The 1,999-nt window shown below is 68.7% G+C and carries 2 protein-coding genes; both read right to left on the bottom strand.

Features of this window, described 5'->3' with window-relative positions:
* A partial coding sequence (locus tag ABB33_RS19205; protein ID WP_161809432.1) for a cache domain-containing protein occupies positions 1 to 1,073 on the bottom strand: 1,073 nt, incomplete at its 3' end.
* Positions 1,074 to 1,351: 278 nt separating this feature from the next.
* Positions 1,352 to 1,999: methyl-accepting chemotaxis protein (locus ABB33_RS14840; RefSeq protein ID WP_248842462.1), on the bottom strand; the 648-nt coding region annotated here is incomplete at its 5' end.

The raw sequence follows: 1,999 nt of genomic DNA, 5'->3' as shown, positions 1-1,999 counted from the left end.
GTGTCGGGTCGGCCTGTCAGGTTGCGCTGGTGCGCCGGGTGCTTGTGGAAGATGTCGATGTTGCTACCGATCAGCGTCTGGGTGTTGAAGTGGGGCAGGTCGCGGCGCATGTCCTGTTCGGCCTTGCCCAGCATCTCCATCAGCGGCCGGTTGACGTAGATGATGTTCAGGTCGGCGTCGGCGATCATCACGCTGGTGGTGACATCGTCCAGCGCGGTGCGGATGCGCAGGTCCTCGGCGGCACGGGCGCGGTCCTGCCCGGCACGGGTCTTGAGCTGGACGATCATCTCGCCGATCGCGGCATACATCTGCCCGATCTCGTCGCGCGAGCGGTAGTCCACCCGCACGTCGAGGTCGCCGTGCGAGACCGCCTGGATCGCACCGAGCGCACCGGACAACGGGCGCAGGATGGAGCGGGCGATCAGCCAGCACGCCAGCAGCGCCGACAGCAGTACCAGCACGCCGGCAAGGATCAGCACCCTGCCGAAGCTCCAGGCGCGCGCGGCGATGTCGTCGGTGTATTCGCCGCTGCCGATGATCCAGCCCCAGCGCTTGTGCAGGCCGACGTAGGAGATCTTCTGCACCGCGCCCTCGACCCCGGGCTTGGGCCAGGTGTAGTCGAGGAAGCCGCCGCCATTGCGCTGCGCAAGCCTGACCATCTCCACGAAGATCTTCTTGCCGTCGGCACTGGTGGCGTCGCTGAGGTCCTTGCCGTTCAGCGCGGTCTGGTACGGATGCATCAGCATCGTGGGGTGCTCGTCGTTCACCCACAGGTAGTCGCTGCCGTTGGCGCTGCGCAGCGACTCGATGGCCGCCAGTGCCTGGCGGCGGGCCTCGTCCTCGCCCAGTTCGCCGGCGGCGGCGCGGTCGGCATAGCGGTTGGCCAGTGCCAGCGCCGCCTCCACGCGGGTGTGCAGGGCGCTGCGCTCGTTGCGCAGCAGCTCGTCGTGGTTGCGCCGGGCCGTAACCAGGCACAGGGCGATGATCCCGGTTGCCAGGATCGCCAGCATCAGTACGAATTTCCGACGCAGCGGCAGGTCGCTGAAGATGCGCAGGGCGGGGTGGGTGTTCATGCGGCTGTTTCCTTTTCCGTCACCGTGCATGGAAGAACAGGCCCTGCAGCCCGTGCCACGACATGGCCGCCTGCCTTCCCGCGATATCGGCGCCACGTCCCGCGGCTGCAGCACTGGTGACGGGAACATGGCATTTCCATGACGGCATGCGGGATTGCGGTGCGACCGGTATCACGGAACGGGCTGTACGCGGGATGGCGCACCCCCGGCATTGCGTCCCGCCTCCGTGGCGGGCCAGGCGCCGACGGGCCCGCCGGTCAGGGCCCGTCGACGTTGGATCAGAACTCCTGCCAGTCGTCGCCATCGGCCAGTGCCGCTTCGGCCTTGCGTGCAGCCACCGGCGCCGCGCGCCGCGGCGTCGCCGCGGGACGGGTGTCGTTACGCCGGGGCGCCGGTTGCGCATCGGCGGAGGCACGGGCAGGTGGCGCGGCGGCATTGTCGAGGTGGAACAGGGCGACCGCCGCCGCCAGCTGGTTGGCCTGGTCTTCCATGGAACGCGCGGCGGCGGTGGCTTCCTCCACCAGCGCGGCATTCTGCTGGGTGGTCTCGTCCATCTGCATAACGGTCTGGTTGACCTGCTCGATGCCGGCGCTCTGTTCCTGCGAGGCGGCGGAGATCTCGGCCATGATGTCGGTCACCCGCTGCACCGAGGTCACGATCTCGCCCATGGTGCTGCCGGCCTGGTGGACCAGCGCCGAGCCTTCTGCGACCTTGCCGACCGAGTTCTCGATCAGCTCCTTGATCTCCTTGGCGGCACCGGCCGAGCGCTGCGCCAGGGTGCGCACTTCCGAGGCGACCACGGCGAAGCCGCGGCCCTGTTCGCCGGCCCGGGCGGCTTCCACCGCGGCGTTGAGCGCCAGGATGTTGGTCTGGAAGGCGATGCCGTCGATGGAGACGGTGAGTTCGGCGCACCTCTTCGTAGACGA

Source organism: Stenotrophomonas acidaminiphila (assembly GCF_001431595.1).
Lineage (GTDB): Bacteria > Pseudomonadota > Gammaproteobacteria > Xanthomonadales > Xanthomonadaceae > Stenotrophomonas > Stenotrophomonas acidaminiphila.
This window is presented reverse-complemented; position numbering and strand designations above follow the sequence as displayed.